This is a genomic window from Streptomyces flavofungini, assembly GCF_014650815.1.
GTDB classification, from domain to species: Bacteria; Actinomycetota; Actinomycetes; order Streptomycetales; family Streptomycetaceae; genus Streptomyces; species Streptomyces flavofungini.
On record NZ_BMVR01000001.1, the window covers coordinates 359,304 to 378,210 of the forward strand.

An 18,907-nucleotide genomic window follows, 5' to 3' on the forward strand; every position below is an offset into this window, starting at 1 on the left:
GCGCGCCCGCACACTCCGTAGGCACCCGTCCCGAACCGGCACCCTCCTTGGGCCCACGGAAAAGCCCCGGGGCACACGAAAAGCGGGCCACCCGATTCGGGTGGCCCGCTCATCTGCTGTGGAGCTAAGGAGAATTGAACTCCTGACCTCCTGCATGCCATGCAGGCGCTCTACCAACTGAGCTATAGCCCCTTGCTGCTGCTCCGCCCGGTTTCCCCGGCGGCTCCGCAAACATTACACGGTCACCCCCGGGGTCCACCAAATCGTTTCCGTCCCGGACACACGCGGTCGTTAGCGTCCCGCCTCGTGTCCGTGATCGCCAGCGTTGTCATCCGCCGCCGCATACCCCTGGCCGCCGGGGGCTGCGTGCTCTCGTTCGCCCTCTTCTGGGCCGCGCAGCGCGCGGCCGACGTCTCGATGGTCGACTTGATGGTCTACCGCGCGGAGGGCGAGGCCGCGCGTACGGGCGCCGACCTGTACGCGCTGCGTGCCACCGAGTACGACCTCCCCATGACGTACCCGCCGTTCGCGGCGCTGCTGTTCATACCGCTGACGCTGCTGGACCCGGTGGACCTGCGTCCGCTCGCGACGGTCGGGAACCTGCTGCTCGTGTTCGCGTTCGTGCGGCTGTCGCTGCGGCTGGTGGGAGAGCGGCGGCACGCGCGCGTGGAGACGGCTCTGTGGGTGTCGGCGGTGGCTGTCTGGGTGGAGCCGGTGTGGACGACGCTGCGCTACGGGCAGGTCAATCTGCTGCTGGCCGTGCTGGTGCTGTGGAGCCTTACGCGGCGCCCGGACCACCGGTGGGCGGGGGTGGGCATCGGGGTCGCCGCGGCGATCAAGCTCACGCCCGCGCTGTTCGTGGTCTTCCTGCTGCTGGTGGGTGCCGTGGCGGGGGTACGGCGGGGTGCGTGGCGGCCGGCCGTGCGGCACGCGTGCGTGGCCGCCGCCGCGTTCCTGGGGGCGACGCTGCTCGCGGCCGCGGTGCTGCCGGGCGCCTCCCGGAACTTCTGGACGCGGGTGGTCTTCGAGGCGGGCCGCGCGGGGCGGGCGGAGAACACCGCGAACCAGTCGGTGCGCGGGGTGCTGGCGCGGCTGCTGCACACCCCGGAGCCGGGTGCCTGGTGGGCGGTCGGGGCGGCGGTGGTCTGTGTGGCCGGGCTGGGCGTGGCGGTGGCCGCTGCGGCGCGCGGGGAGCGGGCCTGGGGCGCGGTCGCCTGTGCGGCGACCGCGCTGCTGGTCAGTCCGGTGTCGTGGTCGCACCACTGGGTGTGGTGCGTGCCGATGGCGCTGCTGCTGTGGACGCGTGCGGCGCGGTGGGGTGGCCGGGGGCGGTGGGCGGCGGCGGGCGGCCTTGCGCTGGTGTTCTGTTCGTACGCGCTGTGGTGGGTGCCGCACGGCCATGGTCGGCCTGAACTCGCCCAGGATTTTGGCGAGATGACACTGTCGGCGATCTATCCACTGGCTGCTGTCGGCTTCCTCGCCGTCGCCGCGGCCGTCGCTCTGGGGTTTCCGCGCAGGGGGTCCAGGGTGCCGCGTGCGGGGGCCGGACGGCCACGTGGAGGGCTCAGGCGGTGGCGAACGAGTAGAAGCGCTTGAGGGTGCAGTGCTCGTCGAGCAGGCGGCCGTAGATCGGCTCGCCTTCGAGCTCGCGGTACGTCTCGATGGGGTCGCCCTTTATGATCAGCGCCCGCGCGCATTCCTCGCACCAGTACTGGTAGTCCGGGTTGACCGGCTCCATGTCGCGGACGATCGGCGTACCACTGCCGCACCAGTCGCATTTACGCCTGTGTGCACCCATCGATCAGCTCCAGCTGTGGCCGCAGGCGGTGCACACGTAACTGACTCCGCCGTTGTCACCGAGGACTTGAGCCACGTGGGCCGAACCGCAGGAAGGGCAGTGGAGGAGCGTGGCATCGCCGACCTGTATGTCCGCCACTTCGAAGAGGCCCCCGGCCTCTTCGAGGATGCTCGAAGGCATCGCGCTCTCCCTCCCGTCGGGTCACCGTCGGCGCTTTGGTGCAGTCCCCTTCCGGCCCCGTCGATTCTGCCACGACCACGGCGAGACGGTCAGCGACGCCTACGTACCAGTCCGGACACGGCCCCCAGGGCAGCCGCCGCGGCGAGCGCGTAGAAGCTCACCAGGAGCGCGTCCGCCGATGAATACGCCCCAGGAGCCCCCTGTGACTCAATCCCGGCGAGGAAAATCGCGCCGAAGACGGCGACGCCGGTGAGCTGCCCGAGCTGGGTGACGGTGGCGAGGAAGCCACTGGCGTCCGCCGCCTCCTCGGGCCGTACCGTCGCCAACGCGCGCGTGAGGGTCGGGCTGAATCCGAGGGACATGCCGACGCCGCCGCCCACCAACGCCGCGTACAGCCAGATGCCGCCGTCGCCGCCGTCCCGCAGCAGCAGCCCCACCGCGACGCAGGAGACCGCCGCGAGGGCGAACCCGCCCGGAATCAGCGCCCGTTGCAGCTGCACGGACCACTTGCGCCAGGTCAGACCGACCACTCCGAAGACGATCGCGGACGGCGCGAACGTCAGCCCCGCGCGCAGCGCGCTGTAGCCGAGGCCGCCCTGCACGTGCAGGGACAGCACGAACAGGAAGCCGGAGTTGACCGCCATCACCGCGCCGAGCCGGAACACGGCGAGACCCATGCCCGGCACCCGCAGGACCCGGGGCGAGATCAGCGGCGCCCCGCCGCGCCGGGCGAGCCGCCCCTCGTACCCGCAGAACAGGGCGAAGATCACGGCCGCGGCGCCGAGGGAGACCCAGGTCCACAGCGGCCAGCCCTCCTGCTCTCCGAGCACGAGCGGCACCGTGAACGCCGAGACGGCGGCGCCGAGCATGACGAGCCCCGGCAGGTCGAGCCCGCGCGCCCGCCCGGGCTCGCTGCGGTCGTCACGGGGCAGCACCCGGGCGGCGACGGCCAGCAGGACCAGGCCGACCGGCACGTTCACCAGGAACACCGGGCGCCAGCCGGTACCGAACAGGTCGGCGCTGACCAGGAGGCCGCCGACGACCTGCCCGGCGGCGGCGCCGGTGGCGAGGACCGCGGAATAGGCGCCGAGGGCCTTCATCCGGGCCTCGCCGGTGAAGTTCCGCTGGATGAGGCTGAGCACCTGCGGGATGAGGACGGCGGAGCCCGCGCCCTGCAGGAGCCGGAACGCGATCAGCTGGCCGGTGCTCTGACTCAGCCCGCAGGCGAGCGAGGCGGCGGTGAACACGGCGAGCCCGACGAGGTAGACGCGGCGGTGGCCGAGTCGTTCTCCGAGGCGCGCGCCGGTGATCAGCAGGACGGCGTACGTGATGGTGTAGCCGGCGATGACGAGCTGCAGCCCGGCGCCGGACGCGTCCAGTTCGACGCGGATCGTGGGCGCGGCGACATTGACGATGAACACGTCGAGCAGCGCCATGAACTGTGCGGTGAGCACGGCCGCGAGGATCCGTCCGGGGCGGATGTCAGTGCCGGGCGCTTTACTGGATCCAGGAGTTGAGGCGGGGGCCGCCGTGGGTGGGGTCGTAGTCGTCATGCCCCGAGCGTGGGCGCGGCCCGGTACAGGTAGTGAGAGCCCGCTGATGCTGGTACTGGCAGCACCTGGCACGGTCGGGCACAGGCACGGATTTTGCACGGACCATGGGGGATGTGACGACGATGGACATGACGGGGGCACCGCGCACGGGACCGGCCGCGCGCACAACAAGCGCCGTGCGTACGACTGGCGCCACGCGTACGGCCGGCGGCGCACGTACGGCCGGCGACGCGCGCACGGAACCGGCGGACACGGCATTCCCACCCGCGCCCCCCGCCGCGCCGCCCTGCCCCACGCCCGCCACCACGTCCTCCCGGCGCCGCCCCGAGCTGGCCGCGTTCCTGCGAGGCCGCAGAGCCCGGGTCACCCCGGCCGACGTGGGCATGCCGCCCGGCCCCCGGCGCCGCACGCCGGGCCTGCGCCGCGAGGAGGTCGCCCAGCTCTCCGGCGTCGGTGTGACGTGGTACACGTGGCTGGAGCAGGGCCGTCCCATCAACGCCTCCGCCCAGGTCCTGGACGCCGTCGCGCGCACGCTGCGCCTGGACCAGCCGGAGCGCGAGCACCTCTACCACCTGGCGGAAGTGCCGTACGCCTCCCGGCACGAGGCGGCCGCGCAGGCGGTGAGCCCGGACGTCCAGACCATCATCGACGCCCTGGATCCGTATCCGGCGGCGGTGTACAACGCGCGGTACGACATCCTCGCCACCAACCCCGCCTACAGAGACCTCTTCCTGATCCCGCCGATCGAGGCGATAGGCGTGGAGAACGTGCTGTGGACGCTGTTCGTGGTGCCGGTGAAGCACTGTCCGCTGGTCTTCCGGGATGCGGAGCTGCCGCTGATGGTGGCGACGCTGCGCGGGGAGTACGGCCGGCATGTGGGCGAGCCCGCCTGGGAGCACTTCATCCGGGAACTGTCCGCGGCCAGCCCGGAGTTCGCGGCGCTGTGGGCGAGCGGCGATGTGGTGCCGCCGGGGCCGCGGGTGAAGACGTTCTGGCACAAGGCGGTCGGCGAGCTGCGGATGACGTCGGTGTCGCTGTCCATCAACGGGATGCCGGACTGCCGGATCGTGGCGTACACGCCGGACGACGAGGAGACGACGGAGCGGATGCGGCAGCTTCGCGACCTTGAGCACGATGACATGCCCGTGTGAGGAGGGGAGCGCCGTCCGTCGGCGTCAGGGGATGCAGGTGGCGCAGTAAGGGGGTGCAGGTGGCAAGGACCCCCGCCACGCACGGACGAAGGCCGTGGAAGACGTACGGACGAAGGCCGTGGAAAATGACGAAAGCGACGCGGCTCACGCTTTCCGTGAGCACACGCCGCTTGTCGATCGAGTGGAGCTAAGGAGAATTGAACTCCTGACCTCCTGCATGCCATGCAGGCGCTCTACCAACTGAGCTATAGCCCCGCGTGTTCTTCCCGCTCGGCGGGCGAACAAGAAGAACTTTAGCCTGCGACCTGCCCGAACGCGAAATCCGCTAGTCGTCGTCGCCGAGGACCGGCTCGGGCAGCGTGCCCGCGTTGTGCTCGAGCAGGCGCCAGCCGCGCGCGCCCTGGCCGAGGACCGACCAGCAGCAGTTGGTGAGCCCGCCCAGGCCCTCCCAGTGGTGCGGCTCCAGGCCGAGGAGGCGGCCGATGGTGGTGCGGATGGTGCCGCCGTGGCTGGCGACGACCAGCGTGCCGTTGTCGGGCAGCTTCTCGGCGTGCCGCAGGACGACGGGGGCGGCGCGGTCGGCCACCTCGGTCTCCAGCTCGCCGCCGCCGCGGCGCACCGGCTCGCCGCGCTTCCACGCGGCGTACTGCTCGCCGTGCCGGGCGATGATCTCGTCGTGGGTCAGGCCCTGCCAGGCCCCGGCGTAGGTCTCGCGCAGGGACTCGTCGTGGGTGACGTCGAGGCCCGTGACGGCGGCCAGCTCGGCGGCGGTGGCGGCGGCCCGCCTGAGGTCGGACGCGATGATCGCGTCCGGCTTCAGGGAGGCGAGCAGCCGGGCGGCGCGCCGGGCCTGGGCCAGGCCGACATCGGTCAGCTCGATGTCCGTGGTGCCCTGGAAGCGGCGCTCCAGGTTCCAGGCGGTCTGGCCGTGCCGCCACAGGATGATCCGGCAGCCGCGGTTGCTCACCGCAGCTCACCGCCCAGCTCGCGCAGGGCTCCGGCCTCCTCGGCGGCCTGCTGCCGGTCGGCGTGCTCGGCGGCCTTGCCGCGGGTGGCCTTGGCCTCGGCGGGCAGCTCGATCTCGGGGCAGTCCTTCCACAGGCGCTCGAGGGCGTAGAAGACACGCTCCTCGCTGTGCTGGACGTGCACCACGATGTCGACGTAGTCGAGGAGGACCCAGCGGGCCTCGCGGTCGCCCTCGCGGCGCACCGGCTTGGCGCCGAGCTCCTTGTTGAGGCGCTCCTCGATCTCGTCGACGATCGACTTGACCTGGCGGTCGTTGGGCGCGGAGGCGAGCAGGAAGGCGTCCGTGATCGACAGCACGTCGCTGACGTCGTACGCGATGATGTCGTGCGCGAGCTTGTCGGCGGCCGCCTGGGCGGCGACGGTGATGAGCTCGGTGGAGCGGTCCGTGGCGGTCACTAGAGAGCTTTCCTTGAGATGGGCAATACCCGTCAAGGGTCTCACGGACCGCGCACGGCTCCCCAGAAGATTGTTTCGGCCCCTCCGGGACCATGCCCGGACCACGCCGGGACCGCTCCAGGAACACCCCGGGAACACCCGAGGGGGCCCTCCCCCACCAACCCGGAAAGGGCCCCCTCCCACCGGGCCTAGTAATCCCCGCCGAGCACCACCGACACGTCCGCGTTCGGTGCCGTCTTGCCCTTGCGGACCGCGCCGACGGGCAGGCCGAGGGTCTTGGCGACCTCCTGCGCCTCCGCCTTCTTGGCCGCGTCCGCGTACGTGACCTGCGACGACGACGCCGACGAGCCGGAGCCGCCGTCGACGAAGGTGTAGCCGCCGTTGACCAGCGCGATGCGGGCCTTCTCCGTGGACTCCTTGGCGCCCGTGGCGTTGCGCACGCCGACCCGGACGGCCGCGCCCTTCTCCGGGCTCTTCACGGCGCCGCCGAGGACGTCCTTGACCACGCTGGCGCTGGCCTTCTCGGTCAGCGTCCCGTCTTCCTGGACGGGCAGGAGCGCGGTGGCGTAGTCGCCGCCCTTGGCGTGGTCGGCGAGCTTCGCGAGGAAGGTGCCGAGGTCCTTCTCCTTCAGCGACGGGTCGAGGATCTGCGCGAGCGACTGCACGGTGACGGTGGCGGCCTGCGGGTCGGACGACAGCTTGCGCAGTACGCCCTGCATGACCTGCCCGAACCGGCTGAGCTGCGCGGTCTCGGCCTCGCCGGGGGCGCGGTAGGTGGCGTACGCGACGGCCATCGGCCCGCTGAGGGTCTGCTGCTCGCCCTTCTTGACGAGCGGCGCCTCGCCCTTCTTCTTCGACTTCGGGTCGGGGACGTCGGCGTTGGTGTCGATGTCGATGTTGCCGACGAGTTCGACGAGGTTGTTGAGGTAGGGAGTGTCCAGGCGCCAGGTGCCCTCGACATGCGTGCCGAGGGCCGTGTCGATCTCCTCGCGGGTACCGGTCGAGCCGTCGTCGTCGACGGACTTGGCGAGCGTCGTCGCACTGCCGTCGTCGCCGGTCAGGGCCAGGGAGTCGGGGAGCAGGACGGTGCTGCCGCGCTTGGTGGTGGTGTTGTTCACCAGGAGCGCGGTGGAGGTGCCGCCGCCCTTGGTGTTGTGCAGGTGGACGACGATGACGTCGCGCTTCTGGGGTCCGTCGGCCGCCTGCGCGCCGGACTTCTCCTCCGCGCCGCCGGGCAGCTTGTCCGAGGCCCACAGGTAGCCGACGCCGCCGACGACGGCCAGGACGAGTACGACGGCCAGCGCGACCACGCGCGAACGCCCGCGCCGCTTGGCCTCCTCGCGCCGCTCGGTGCGGCTCTCGGTGAACTTCAGCCAGTCGATGACGTCTTCGGATTCCTCGTCCGGTTCCTCTATGAACGAGAACTGCTCGGTGCGGTACTCCGGCGCTTCCCCGCCCGCGCCCGGCTGCTCCGGCCCGGCCTCCTGGTCCAAGGAAGAGTCGGGGTGCCGCTGTTGCTGCTGCGACGGCTGGTGGTGCTGCTGCGCGTGCTGCTCATGCTGGGGCTGCGGTGACTGCTGCGGCTGCCGTGCCTGGGGGGACTGCTGTGTCTGGGGGGACTGCTGCTGCGGGACCCACCCCGTCTGCTCCTGGGTGCCGTACGCACCCCCACCCTCGTAAGAGGCCCCGGAGTTGTACGGGTCGTAGCCGTACCCCTGCGGCTGCTGCTGCCCGGCGTACGTGTCGTAGGCGGGCGCCGCCTGCGGGGGCACCTGGGGCTGTTGCACCAGTTGGTACACCGGCCGCCCGTACTCGTCGTACCCGACGACCTCGTACTGGTCCGCCGCGTCAGCCGCGTACTGACCCGCGTACGGGTCCTGGCCCGCGTACGGGTCGTACTGTCGGTCGTTCACCGGTGCCCCTCTCGGCTCACTCGCCGCGGTACAGCTCGCGCTTGTCGATGTAACGCACCACGCCGTCCGGCACCAAGTACCAGACGGGGTCCCCCTTGGCGACTCGCGTACGGCAGTCCGTGGACGAGATCGCCAGGGCCGGTACCTCCACGAAGGAGACGCCGCCCTCGGGCAGGCCGGGGTCGGCCAGGGTGTGGCCGGGCCGGGTGACGCCGATGAAGTGTGCCAGCGAGAACAGCTCTTCGGTGTCGCGCCAGGTGAGGATCTGGCCGAGCGCGTCGGCGCCCGTGATGAAGAAGAGGTCGGTCTCGGGGTTGAGGCGGCGCAGATCGCGCAGGGTGTCCGTGGTGTACGTGGCGCCGCCGCGGTCGATGTCGATGCGGCTGACCGAGAACTGCGGGTTCTCGGCGGTCGCGATGACCGTCATCAGATAGCGGTCCTCGGCCGGCGAGACGTTCTTGTCGCTCTTCTGCCACGGCTGCCCCGTCGGCACGAACACGACCTCGTCGAGGTGGAACTGGGCGGCGACCTCACTGGCCGCCACCAGGTGTCCGTGGTGGATCGGGTCGAACGTTCCGCCCATGACGCCGAGGCGGCGCTTGGCGGCGCTCGCCGGGCCGGAGCCGGGGCCGCCCTGCGGGCCGGTAGGCATGTCCTGCTCTCCCATGCGTGCAGACACTACCGGCCCCGTCGCGGGGCTCAGTTCCAAGGCGCCTCGGCGGGCGGCCCGGGGCTCAGCGGTCGCGGTTGAAGCGGGTGGTGATCCACAGCAGCAGGAGCAGCACCAGGAGGGCGCCGCCACCGGTGATGTACGGGCTGAGGCTTTCGTGGTTGCCGGCGTGCTCGCCCTCGGAGGCGAGGGAGACCAGCTGGGCGGTGGCAGTGCTCTGGAGGCTCATCGTCAGCAGGACCTATCCGGGCTGTGGGATCGGGACAAAGACTCGGGGCCCATCGTATGCGGGCACCCGACCGCCGATCACGCCGACTCCGCCGTTCCGGTACGTGGCGTCAGGCGTCGCGGCCATCGGCGGCGGCGCCCTGGCGCTCCTCGCCGCCCCGGGAACCGTCCTCACCGTCTCGGGAACCGGCCTCGGCGTTCCCGGAACCGACCGCACCGTCCCCGGCGTTCCCGGAACCGACCGCACCGTCCCCGGCGTTCCCGGAACCGCCCCCAGCATCACGGGAACCATCCCCGGGCTCCTGTGCGTTCCCTTGTCGGTAGCCCCTCAGCAGTAGCCACGCCACCAGGACACAACCCACCACCATCACGATCAGCACGACGCGGAGCAGGTTGCCCGCGCCCTGCTTCTCGGCCGCGTGGGCGGCCACGGTGAGGGCTTCGGCTGCGGAGATGTGCTCCATGGCGGATGACTCCTTCTGTGTGCTGCCCTGTCACGGTATCTCCGCCTAGGCTGGGCCCCACCTCGGGGGCAGGAATGAGGACAAGACATGGGGGATGCGGCATGACCGACGGCAACGACAACGGCGCTGGGGACGGGCAGGAGAACGTGCCGAGCCGACAGCGCAGGCGCTTCCCCGGCATCTCCTCGCGGGCGTACGAGCACCCGGCGGACCGCTCGGCCCTGGTGGCCCTGCGCAAGCTCAGCGGCTTCGACACGGTCTTCAAGGCCCTCAGCGGACTGCTGCCGGAGCGCAGCCTGCGGCTGCTGTTCCTCTCGGACTCGGTGCGGGTCTCCGACGCCCAGTTCACGCACCTGCACACGATGCTGCGGGACGCCTGTTACATCCTGGACCTGGAGAAGGTCCCGGCGATGTACGTCCAGCAGGACCCGAAGCCGAACGCCATGTGCATCGGCCTGGACGAGCCGATCATCGTCGTGACGACCGGCCTGGTCGAGCTGCTCGACGAGGAGGAGATGCGCGCGGTGGTGGGCCACGAGGTGGGCCACGCCCTCTCCGGCCACTCCGTGTACCGCACGATCCTGCTGTTCCTCACGAACCTCGCCCTGAAGGTCGCGTGGATCCCGCTGGGCAATGTCGCGATCATGGCGATCGTGACCGCGCTGCGCGAGTGGTTCCGCAAGTCCGAGCTGTCCGCGGACCGCGCGGGTCTGCTGGTCGGCCAGGACCTGCAGGCGTCCATGCGCGGCCTGATGAAGATCGCGGGTGGCAACCACCTGCACGAGATGAACGTGGACGCGTTCCTGGAGCAGGCCGAGGAGTACGAGGCGGGCGGCGACCTGCGCGACTCCGTCCTGAAGATCCTGAACGTGCTGCCGCGTTCACACCCCTTCACCACCGTGCGCGCGGCCGAGCTGAAGAAGTGGGCGGCGACCCGCGACTACCAGCGGATCATGGACGGTCACTACCCGCGCCGCGAGGAGGACAAGGACACGTCGGTCAGCGACTCCTTCCGCCAGTCCGCGTCGTCGTACGCGGAGAACGTGCGCACCAGCAAGGACCCGCTGATGAAGCTGGTCAACGACATCGCGGGCGGCGCGGGCGACCTGGGCGGCAAGCTGCGCGGGAAGTTCACCGGGCAGGGCGGCCAGAGCGACCAGGGCTCGCAGGGCGGCCAGGGCAACGGCGACGGCGGCTCCGCGTCCAACGGCTCGGCGGACCGCCCGTCCGACAACTAGCAGCGCCCACCGGGCAGCGGCGCCCCCACCGGGCGCGCGCTCACAGCTAAGGCCGGGCTCACAGCGAAGGCCGCGCTCACAGCGAAGGCTGGGCGGCCCCCGCCAGCGTCCCGCACAGCGCCGTGGCGTCCCCCGTCGCGTAGGGGTCGGTGCCCGCGGGGCCGCCCGCCGTCGCCTTCTCGCCCGCGAGCAGCGGCCGCAGTTGCCGGGTGGTGTCGGCGGCGCAGGTGAGCGGCCCGGCCTGGACGTAGGAGGCGAGCAGTTCGGCCTGGTGCATGCGCAGGTCGTCGCGGTCGAAGCGGAAGTGCAGCTCGCGCCGGACGGTGAACAGGGAGGCGGGTGCGCCGGCGCCGGTGCGGGCCGCACGCAGCGCGTAGACGAAGGTGTGGTCCGAGGCGACCTCGAGGGTGTTCTTGTCGGTCTCGGAGGCGCGCAGGCTGCCCTGGACGCGCACGCCGGGGTCGGCGAGCGCCGTCCGCCCCGCGTCGAACCGCACCAGCCAGCCGGTCGGCGCGTGCCTGCCGTCGGCTGCGGGGTGCGCGAAGCTGCGGTCGAACTGGTCGAGCTGGCCGGGGTCGAGCAGGACGCGGGCCGGGCGGACGGCGCGGCCCAGAAGCACCTCGGGGTCGAGGGAGGACTGCACGAGGTAGTCCTTGGCGGTGGCGAGCGCGGAGACGACCTGGCCCTCGGAGAAGTGGGCGGTGCGGCGGGCCGCGGGCAGGTTGATGCCGCCCGCGCCGATGCGGAACTGCGCGGCGGGGCTCTTGGCGAACAGGTCGGCGACCTTCGCGGAGCCGGGCACGCGGCCCTGCGGGGCGAGCGGTATGACGGTCATCCGCAGCGGGTCGGGGCGTTTGGCGGCCGGGCTGCCGTACGGGTGTCGTACGCCCATGTAGATCGCGGTGCCGAAGGCGACAGCGATGAGGACGACGAGGACGACGACCTGCCGGGAGAGGCGGCGGTGGGCGTTGGGCCTGCGGCGCACGGCGCGCGCGTGATCGCCCATCCGTTCCCGCGCGGAGAACTCCTGCAGCCGCGCAGCACGCACGAACGACTCGTCGAAGACGACGGATCGGTACTCGTCCTCACCACCGGGAGCGCCCTCGGGTGTCCCCGCAGGTGGTTCTCCTGGCCCGCCCATACCTTCAGGGTAGGTCTCCGGGCCGTCAGGTAAACGCCCTGGTACACGACAAGTTCTGACAACTCCTCACGCACACGGCCCAGTTGGACACACCGGCGCACGCGGGCGGTCGTGGCGGGGCTGGCCTGGGCGGATGCGCCCGGCGGTCAGGGGGTGCGGGGTTCGGCGGGGACCGGGGACTGGCCGAACTCCGCCGACGCGGACGGCCCGCCGGAGTCGCTGGGGCCCGCGTTCTGCTCGATCTCGGTGGTGGCGGGCGGGGGTATCCGGTCCTGGCGGCCGGACGACGCCCCCCGGTAGACCGCGGCGAAGGCGAAGGCGACCATGCCTATGCCGAGCAGGAGGGCGAGCATCCAGGCCACCGGGCGGTGCCAGCGGACCTTGGCGCCGCGGCGGCCGTAGCGCCCTCGGCGGTCCTCCAGGAACTCCTGGTCACCCAGGTCATCGTAGTCGTCGAGGTCGCCGTCGCGGCCGAACTCGCCGCTGCCGTAGCCCTCGTAGAGGTAGTCGTCGTAGTCGTCGTCCGGGCCGTCCGGGCTGCCGGGGCCATGGGGGCCGCGGCGGCGGGAGCGGCTCCTGCGGGCCTCGGCCTCGGATGCCTCGGCGCGTGCCTGGGCGGCGGCGAGCAGCCGCTCCACCGCGGTGGGTTCATGGATCTCGGCGGCCCGCACGAAATCCTCGTCGAAGACCACGGAGGCGAACTCTTCGTCCGCACCCCCGTGGTCGCGGTCGTCGTCGGGCTCCCAGCCGTCGGGAAACGGCGAACCCCCCACGTCCTCCGGCACCCGTCCAGGGTAGACCTGGGAGGGGCAATTTGGGCAGACGCAAAGGCAATTCGACGGTTGTGACCCTCAACGCCCACTACCCCACAGGGGTCACGCGACGTGCCGCGCGCCGCGCACGACCGTCACGCGGCGCCGCGTCCGTGCCCGGGCACGCGGCACGACCGTCACCGCACGTGGCCGTCGCCCGTCACGATGTACTTCGTCGACGTGAGTTCCGGCAGTCCCATCGGGCCACGGGCGTGCAGCTTCTGTGTGGAGATGCCGATCTCGGCGCCGAAGCCGAACTGGCTGCCGTCGGTGAACCGGGTGGAGGCGTTCACGGCGACCGTCGTGGAGTCCACGAGCTGGGTGAACCGGCGGGCGGCCTGCTGCGAGGTGGTGACGATGGCCTCGGTGTGCCCGGAGGTCCACAGCCGGATGTGTTCGACGGCCTGTTCCAGGTCGTCGACGACGGCGGCGGCGATGTCGTACGAGAGGTACTCGGTCTCCCAGTCCTCGGTGGTCGCCGGTACGACGGTGGCCTTGGAGCCGGGGGCGTATGCCTGGACGCGTTCGTCGGCGTGCACGGTGACGCCGGCGTCGGCGAGGGCGTCGAGGGCGCGGGGCAGGAAGGCGTCGGCGATGTCGGCGTGGACGAGCAGGGTCTCGGCGGCGTTGCAGACGCTGACGCGCTGGGCCTTGGAGTTGATGAGGATGTCGACGGCCATGTCGAGGTCGGCGTGCGCGTCGACGTAGACGTGGCAGTTGCCGGTGCCGGTCTCGATGACGGGGACCGTGGACTCCTCGACGACGGTCCGGATCAGGGAGGCGCCGCCGCGCGGGATGAGGACGTCGACGAGGCCTCGGGCCCGCATGAGTTCGCGTACGGACTCGCGGCTCTCGCCGGGGACGAGCTGGACGGCGTCGGCGGGCAGTCCGGCGCCGTGCACGGCGTCGCGCAGCACGCGGACGAGCGCGGTGTTGGACTCGTACGCGGAGGACGAACCGCGCAGGAGCACCGCGTTGCCGGACTTCAGGCAGAGGGCGGCGGCGTCGACGGTGACGTTGGGGCGGGCCTCGTAGATGATGCCGACGACGCCGAGGGGCACGCGGACCTGGCGCAGGTCGATGCCGTTGGGCAGCGTGGAGCCGCGGACGACCTCGCCGACGGGGTCAGGCAGGGCGACGACGTGGCGCACGTCGGCGGCGATGGCGCGGACGCGTTCGGGGGTGAGGGTGAGGCGGTCGACGATCGCCTCGCTGGTACCGGCCTCGCGGGCGCGTGCGATGTCCTTGGCGTTGGCCGCCACGATCTCCGCGGTGCGCACTTCGAGGGCGTCGGCGATGGCGAGCAGCGCGTCGTCCTTCTCGGCGCGCGGCAGCGGCGCGAGGGTGGCCGCGGCGGCGCGGGAGCGGTAGGCGGCCTGGGCGACCGGGGACATGTTGTCGTAGGGCGAGAGCGCGGTCATGAGGGCAGCGTAACGGCGCGTCGCAGGGCGTCCAGACGCTGTTCCGCAGTACGAGACGTGGGGCGGGACGGCGGGCGGGGCGCCTGGCCTCGGGGGTGGGCCGCCGTGCGCGACGCCGCGCCATCGGGGACGGGACGCCGGATGGGACCCCTCGCCGGATGGGACCCCTCGCCGTCCGGGGTGCACCGCCGCACGAGGCCCGGCGTCATGAGACTGGCTGGTATTGACCACCGACCGCGGAACGAGGTGGCTCGCCCGCGCATTCGGGGTAACCCCGCCGGGGTACCCGGATCCGGGGCCCGGAAACCGCAGGCCGGACCGGGCGGGCTAGAACGGGTGGACGCCGACCGGCGTCGCGGGCAGCGGCCCGTAGCCCTCCGCGATCCGGTGGTGATACGTGTCGCGATCGATGACTTCGAGGCCCACGATCTCCCACGGCGGCAGCTGCGCGCTCTGCCGGTGCTCGCCCCACAGGCGCAGCGCGACCGCGGCGGCGTCGTGCAGGTCACGGGCCTCTTCCCAGTAGCGGATCTCCGCGTGGTCCTGGGCGTAGCGGCTGGTGAGCAGGAAGGGGTGGTCGTGGGCGAGCTGTTCCAGGCCGCGCCTGACCTCTTGGAGGGGCGCCTTGGCGCCGGACACGCTGAGCGTGACGTGCCAGAGGCGGGGTGCGTCGGCCGCCTCGCCGTCGTCGCCGTCCCGCGCCTGGCGCTCGCGCGCCTCCCGGTCGTGACCGTCGGCCGCGTCACCGCCGTACGCCGCCCCCGCGGCGACGCTTGTCAGCGCACGCTCAGCCGACCCGCGGGACGCCGCCCCTGGGCGCACTCGTCTCACGACGGCCTCCTTCAACCAGTGATGTCAACCAGTGATGGTGCGGATATGCAACGGTCGTGCGGAACTGCCTTGCAACAAAGTTGAGCAGGACAAGCGGTCCCGCGGGGCGGTTTTGCGGAGTTTCACCTCGGGCGAGCCAGCCGTGACACGGCGTTCGCGCCTGTTTTCGGCCTGATTTGCGCTGGTGTCTCCGGGGCGGGCGGGACTAGGGATGCACCGCCGGGCGGGGTCGGTGGTGCACCGCCGGGCGGGGTGGTGGTGCACGGCCCGGACAGGGTCAGGGCTGCAGGACCACCAGGTCGTCGCGGTGCACCACTTCGCGCTCGTAGGCGGGGCCGAGGTCGCGGGCGAGGTCGCGGGTGGAGCGACCGAAGAGGCGCGGTAGTTCCTTGGCGTCGAAGTTCACCAGGCCGCGGGCGACGGCGCGGCCCGCGGTGTCCCGCAGCTCGACCGGGTCGCCCGCGATGAACTCACCCTCGACCGCGGCGATGCCCGCGGGAAGGAGCGACTTGCGGCCCTCGACGACCGCCCGCACCGCGCCGTCGTCGAGCGTGAGGGAGCCGCGGGGCGCGGAGGCGTGCTGGAGCCACAGGAGGCGGTCCGCCGAGCGGCGTCCGGTGGGGTGGAAGTAGGTGCCGGTGTCGCGGCCCGCGAGCGCGTCGGCGGCCTGGCTGGCGGTGGTGAGCACGACGGGGATGCCGGCGGCCGCGGCGATCCGGGCGGCCTCGACCTTGGTGACCATGCCGCCGGTGCCGACGCCCGCCTTGCCGGTGCTGCCGATCTTGACGTGCGCGATGTCGTCGGGCCCGGTGACCTCGGCGATCCGAGCGGTGCCGGGGACGGCCGGGTCGCCGTCGTACAGGCCGTCGACGTCCGAGAGGAGGACGAGGAGGTCGGCGCGGACGAGGTGGGCGACGAGGGCGGCGAGGCGGTCGTTGTCGCCGAAGCGGATCTCGTCGGTGGCGACCGTGTCGTTCTCGTTGACGACGGGCAGGGCGCCCATGGCGAGGAGCTTGTCGAGGGTGCGGGACGCGTTGCGGTGGTGGGCGCGGCGGCTGGTGTCGTCGGTGGTGAGCAGGACCTGGCCGACGCGGACGCCGTAGCGCGCGAAGGACGCGGTGTAGCGGGCGACGAGGAGGCCCTGGCCGACGCTGGCGGCGGCCTGCTGGCGGGCGAGGTCCTTGGGGCGGCGGCGCAGGCCGAGCGGGGCCAGCCCGGCGGCGATGGCACCGGACGAGACGAGCACGATCTCGCGCTCCCCGCCGCCCGCCCGTCTCCCACCACCGCCCTCAACCGAGGACCTTCGGTCCACCCCCACGATGCGGCTCTTGGCGAGTACGTCCACGAGCGCGTCCACGCGGTCCGCGTCGAGCCCGCCCGACGCGGTGGTCAGCGACGACGACCCCACCTTCACGACGACCCGGTGGGCCCCCGCGACGTCCGTCCGTCCCTTTGCCCCTGTCACGGCCCTTGTCACGTACTTCCCCAATGGTCCCCATGTGCTGTGGACCAGCAATGTACGTGAGGAGGCGGCGGGAGCGCCCGTGCGTTTCGCCGACCGGACCGGCGTACGGAAGTACAGGGGCCCTAAGTCGTCAAGGGGCCGAATTTCGGACTCTGGGTTCCGTTACCTTTGCCCCTTTATCCGGTGATTAGCGTCACGGAAGATTGCTACCGAGGCACCGAGCGTCATACGGTCAGGGGTCTTCCACTAATCCGGATGAGTGTCGCCCACACGTCCGGACCCCGCATGACCGGCTTACCCGGCATTGCCCCGCAGTGCCCCGTAACGCCCTCCCCCATCCGTTACGCCCCCCGCCAGGAGCCAAAGCCCGTGCCCTCCGCCGGACTCGCCCCCCGCCGCCGCGTCGTACAGCTCACCGCCCTGCTGTCGATGTTCGCGCTCTTCACGGCACAGCTCGTTTCCGCGCTCGTCCCGTACGTCCCGGTGTTCGTCGCCGCGGCGGCGGCGAACCTCGCGCTCGACATCTATCTGCAGTACAAGCAGCCGAGTCTGCTCTCCCTCCTGGGCAAGATCCGCTTCGATGTCACCGTCCGGCAGCTCCTGCGCGACATGCTGATCCTCGTCGGCCTGCTGCGCGTCGACGGCATCGAGCCGCTGGCCGAGCAGTCGCCGCTGACGATCACGCTGCTCGCGTTCTACGCCCTGCACTTCTTCTGCCAGGCCGTCGCCGTCATGGTGCGCCGCGCCCGGACGCTGCCGATCGTCACGCGCAACATCGACGCCTCCGCGCTGCACCTGAGCGCCGCGCCGCCGCGCATCCTGTCCCGCCAGCAGGCCCGCCGCCTGCTCTCGTTCTCGGTGCCCGCGACGGCCGGCCTGCTGCTGACCGCGGCCACCACCGACGCGTACTGGGGCGGCATCGGCCTCGGCATCTCCGTCGTCCTGATGGGCGGCGGCGCCGCGTACCTGGCGACCTGGCTGCTGCCGAAGAAGCGCGCGAAGAGCGACCAGGCCGTCATGGAATGGCTCGACCAGTGGCTGGCGGAGTACCAGCCGACGGTCGCCATGTACTTCTCCGGCGGCACCACGTCCGCGTACCAGGCGAACATGTGGCTCTCCACGCTCTCCCAGCTCGACGGCAACCCGCTGATCGTGCTGCGCGAGCGCTTCATGGTGCAGAAGATCGACTCCACGGACGTGCCGATCATCTGCTTCCCGAAGGTCGCCACGATGTTCTCGCTGGAGACGTCGACGCTGAAGATGATGCTGCACCCGGCGAACGCCGCGAAGACCTCCCAGGTCCTGCGCATCCCCTCGCTCAAGCACGCCTTCATCAACCACGGCGAGAGCGACAAGCTGTCGTCCTGCAACCCGTACGCGAAGGCGTACGACGAGGTGTGGGTCGCGGGACCCGCCGCCCGCGACCGCTACCAGCTCGCCGACATCGGCGTCGAGGACAAGGACGTGGTCGAGGTCGGCCGCCCCCAGCTCTCGCCGATCCGCCCGTACGCGGGCCCGCCCACGGGCGCGTACACGACCGTCCTCTACGCCCCGACCTGGGAGGGCTGGGACGGCAACCCCGGCAACACCTCGGTCGTGCTCGCGGGCGAGAACATCGTCCGGCACCTGCTCGCCGACCCCGCCGTACGCCTCATCTACAAGCCGCACCCGATGACCGGCTCGCAGAACCCGGCCGCGGGCGCCGCCAACGAGCGCATCAAGGCCATGATCCGCGAGGCCGCCGCGAAGCGCTCCGGCGCCCGCCCCGGCCCCGAGGCCGCGGCCGAGCTGGCCGCCCGCACGGACGCGTTGAACCTGCTCACCGCCAAGAAGTTCCGCAAGAGCGTGGACGAGCAGGAGCGGATGATGCTCCAGGGCACGCCCGACGGCGACAGCCGGGCCGCGATCGCCGAGGCGACCGCCGCCTGGGAGTCGGCGTACTGGGCCTCGCTGCCCGAGTGGGAGCACCAGATCATCACCGAGTCCCGCCCGGCGATCTTCTCCTGCTTCAACCAGGCCGACCTGCTGATCAGCGATGTCTCCTCGGTCGTCTCGGACTGGCTCAGCAGCGAGAAGCCGTACGCCGTCGCCAACACCTCCGGCCTGTCCGAGGCGGACTTCCGCTCCGGCTTCCCGACGGTGCGGGCCGCGACGATCCTGGCGCCCGAGGCGGACGGCGTGCCCGCCCTCCTGGCGGCCGTGCGCACCCCGGAGACGGACGTGTACGCGGAGGCCCGCGCCGAGCTGAAGGAGCACCTCCTCGGCCCGTCCGACCCGCCCTCCATCGTCCGCTTCAACGCGGCGGCCCTGGCCCTGTCGGCCAAGTCCGACGCCCGCCGCGCCCGCGCCGCGGCCCGCCAGGAGGCGGGGATCCCGGCGCAGCGCGACGAGTCCTCGGACACGGTGGACGCCGCGGAGGCGGCGATGGACGCGGACCCGGCGGAGGAGCTGGAGTCGGCGTGACTGGCCGTGGGCCTTGGCCGGGGGCGGCAGCCGAGAGCCCCGGCGCTCCACGCCGGGGCTCTCCCACCCGCCCACCCGTTACGCTCGTCCCCGCCGTGCCGTAGAGACAGCGAAGGGGCCCCGGAGCAGTTCGCTCCGGGGCCCCTTCGCTGTCAGC

18 protein-coding genes and 2 tRNA genes are annotated in these 18,907 nt (G+C 71.9%); 4 read left to right on the forward strand and 16 right to left on the reverse strand.

Annotation, left to right across the window (positions count from 1 at the left end; genetic code table 11):
* Positions 1-119: 119 nt before the first annotated feature.
* Positions 120-192: transfer RNA gene (locus IE274_RS01495), tRNA-Ala, on the reverse strand.
* 114 nt (positions 193-306) lie between these two features.
* Between IE274_RS01495 and IE274_RS01500 the strand changes: the two genes are divergently transcribed.
* Positions 307-1,596: a glycosyltransferase 87 family protein gene (locus tag IE274_RS01500; protein ID WP_229909078.1), complete on the forward strand. Its 1,290-nt coding sequence runs from the start codon at positions 307-309 to the stop codon at positions 1,594-1,596.
* Here IE274_RS01500 and IE274_RS01505 read toward each other — a convergent pair.
* The 3 genes from IE274_RS01505 to IE274_RS01515 form a co-directional block, all read right to left on the reverse strand.
* Positions 1,565-1,798 (reverse strand): hypothetical protein, encoded by a 234-nt coding sequence (locus IE274_RS01505; RefSeq protein WP_016643127.1) that lies wholly within the window; start codon positions 1,796-1,798, stop codon positions 1,565-1,567. The two genes, IE274_RS01500 and IE274_RS01505, sit on opposite strands and share 32 nt — an antisense overlap.
* Before the next feature lie 3 nt (positions 1,799-1,801).
* Positions 1,802-1,978 (reverse strand): hypothetical protein, encoded by a 177-nt coding sequence (locus IE274_RS01510; RefSeq protein ID WP_190113686.1) that lies wholly within the window; start codon positions 1,976-1,978, stop codon positions 1,802-1,804.
* Between the two features lie 89 nt (positions 1,979-2,067).
* On the reverse strand, positions 2,068-3,531 hold the full coding sequence (locus tag IE274_RS01515; protein WP_190113687.1) for an MFS transporter: 1,464 nt from the start codon (positions 3,529-3,531) through the stop codon (positions 2,068-2,070).
* Positions 3,532-3,707: 176 nt separating this feature from the next.
* Here IE274_RS01515 and IE274_RS01520 point away from each other — a divergent pair, with 176 nt between their 5' ends.
* Positions 3,708-4,682, forward strand: a complete 975-nt coding sequence (locus IE274_RS01520) for a helix-turn-helix transcriptional regulator (protein WP_372447187.1) — start codon at positions 3,708-3,710, stop codon at positions 4,680-4,682.
* A 182-nt stretch (positions 4,683-4,864) separates the two neighbouring features.
* Here the strand turns inward: IE274_RS01520 and IE274_RS01525 are convergent.
* From IE274_RS01525 to IE274_RS01555, 7 genes are all read right to left on the reverse strand, one after another.
* A tRNA-Ala gene (locus IE274_RS01525) sits at positions 4,865-4,937 on the reverse strand.
* Positions 4,938-5,007: 70 nt separating this feature from the next.
* Entirely contained in the window at positions 5,008-5,649 is a 642-nt protein-coding gene (locus tag IE274_RS01530; RefSeq protein ID WP_190113688.1) for a histidine phosphatase family protein, read from the reverse strand.
* Positions 5,646-6,104 (reverse strand): ribosome silencing factor, encoded by a 459-nt coding sequence (rsfS, locus tag IE274_RS01535; protein WP_190113689.1) that lies wholly within the window; start codon positions 6,102-6,104, stop codon positions 5,646-5,648. The genes IE274_RS01530 and rsfS overlap by 4 nt, the downstream gene beginning before the upstream one ends.
* A 188-nt stretch (positions 6,105-6,292) precedes the next feature.
* Positions 6,293-8,017: an LCP family protein gene (locus tag IE274_RS01540; protein ID WP_190113690.1), complete on the reverse strand. Its 1,725-nt coding sequence runs from the start codon at positions 8,015-8,017 to the stop codon at positions 6,293-6,295.
* A 16-nt stretch (positions 8,018-8,033) separates the two neighbouring features.
* On the reverse strand, positions 8,034-8,684 hold the full coding sequence (nadD, locus tag IE274_RS01545; protein ID WP_190113691.1) for a nicotinate-nucleotide adenylyltransferase: 651 nt from the start codon (positions 8,682-8,684) through the stop codon (positions 8,034-8,036).
* 67 nt (positions 8,685-8,751) lie between these two features.
* Positions 8,752-8,916 carry a hypothetical protein gene (locus tag IE274_RS01550; RefSeq protein ID WP_190113692.1) on the reverse strand — a complete coding sequence of 55 codons (165 nt, stop codon included), beginning with the start codon at positions 8,914-8,916 and terminating at the stop codon, positions 8,752-8,754.
* 109 nt (positions 8,917-9,025) lie between these two features.
* Positions 9,026-9,379, reverse strand: a complete 354-nt coding sequence (locus IE274_RS01555; protein WP_190114153.1) for a hypothetical protein — start codon at positions 9,377-9,379, stop codon at positions 9,026-9,028.
* Positions 9,380-9,480: 101 nt separating this feature from the next.
* Between IE274_RS01555 and IE274_RS01560 the strand changes: the two genes are divergently transcribed.
* Entirely contained in the window at positions 9,481-10,617 is a 1,137-nt protein-coding gene (locus tag IE274_RS01560) for a M48 family metallopeptidase (RefSeq protein ID WP_190113693.1), read from the forward strand.
* A gap of 76 nt (positions 10,618-10,693) precedes the next feature.
* On the opposite strand, the gene IE274_RS01565 is transcribed toward IE274_RS01560, so the two are convergent.
* From IE274_RS01565 to proB, 5 genes are all read right to left on the reverse strand, one after another.
* Entirely contained in the window at positions 10,694-11,758 is a 1,065-nt protein-coding gene (locus IE274_RS01565) for an SCO2583 family membrane protein (protein WP_190113694.1), read from the reverse strand.
* A gap of 146 nt (positions 11,759-11,904) precedes the next feature.
* The gene (locus IE274_RS01570) at positions 11,905-12,543 is read right to left on the reverse strand and encodes an SCO2584 family spore wall biosynthesis protein (protein WP_190113695.1); all 639 of its coding nucleotides are present in this window, start codon (positions 12,541-12,543) and stop codon (positions 11,905-11,907) included.
* 164 nt (positions 12,544-12,707) lie between these two features.
* Positions 12,708-13,991: a glutamate-5-semialdehyde dehydrogenase gene (locus tag IE274_RS01575; RefSeq protein WP_190113696.1), complete on the reverse strand. Its 1,284-nt coding sequence runs from the start codon at positions 13,989-13,991 to the stop codon at positions 12,708-12,710.
* A 327-nt stretch (positions 13,992-14,318) separates the two neighbouring features.
* Positions 14,319-14,822, reverse strand: a complete 504-nt coding sequence (locus tag IE274_RS01580) for a DUF8830 family protein (RefSeq protein ID WP_504740278.1) — start codon at positions 14,820-14,822, stop codon at positions 14,319-14,321.
* Between the two features lie 277 nt (positions 14,823-15,099).
* The gene (gene proB, locus IE274_RS01585; protein ID WP_190113697.1) at positions 15,100-16,287 is read right to left on the reverse strand and encodes a glutamate 5-kinase; all 1,188 of its coding nucleotides are present in this window, start codon (positions 16,285-16,287) and stop codon (positions 15,100-15,102) included.
* A gap of 369 nt (positions 16,288-16,656) precedes the next feature.
* On the opposite strand from proB, the gene IE274_RS01590 reads away from it, so the two are divergent.
* Entirely contained in the window at positions 16,657-18,750 is a 2,094-nt protein-coding gene (locus tag IE274_RS01590) for a CDP-glycerol glycerophosphotransferase family protein (protein WP_190113698.1), read from the forward strand.
* Positions 18,751-18,907: the final 157 nt, after the last annotated feature.

Coding starts and splice junctions, on each gene's coding strand:
- IE274_RS01565 (WP_190113694.1), bottom strand. CDS start 11,758: ATGGGCGGGCCAGGAGAACCACCTGCGGGGACACCCGAGGGCGCTCCC.
- IE274_RS01505 (WP_016643127.1), bottom strand. CDS start 1,798: ATGGGTGCACACAGGCGTAAATGCGACTGGTGCGGCAGTGGTACGCCG.
- nadD (WP_190113691.1), bottom strand. CDS start 8,684: ATGGGAGAGCAGGACATGCCTACCGGCCCGCAGGGCGGCCCCGGCTCC.
- IE274_RS01560 (WP_190113693.1), top strand. CDS start 9,481: ATGACCGACGGCAACGACAACGGCGCTGGGGACGGGCAGGAGAACGTG.
- IE274_RS01510 (WP_190113686.1), bottom strand. CDS start 1,978: ATGCCTTCGAGCATCCTCGAAGAGGCCGGGGGCCTCTTCGAAGTGGCG.
- IE274_RS01550 (WP_190113692.1), bottom strand. CDS start 8,916: ATGAGCCTCCAGAGCACTGCCACCGCCCAGCTGGTCTCCCTCGCCTCC.
- IE274_RS01575 (WP_190113696.1), bottom strand. CDS start 13,991: ATGACCGCGCTCTCGCCCTACGACAACATGTCCCCGGTCGCCCAGGCC.
- IE274_RS01555 (WP_190114153.1), bottom strand. CDS start 9,379: ATGGAGCACATCTCCGCAGCCGAAGCCCTCACCGTGGCCGCCCACGCG.
- IE274_RS01515 (WP_190113687.1), bottom strand. CDS start 3,531: ATGACGACTACGACCCCACCCACGGCGGCCCCCGCCTCAACTCCTGGA.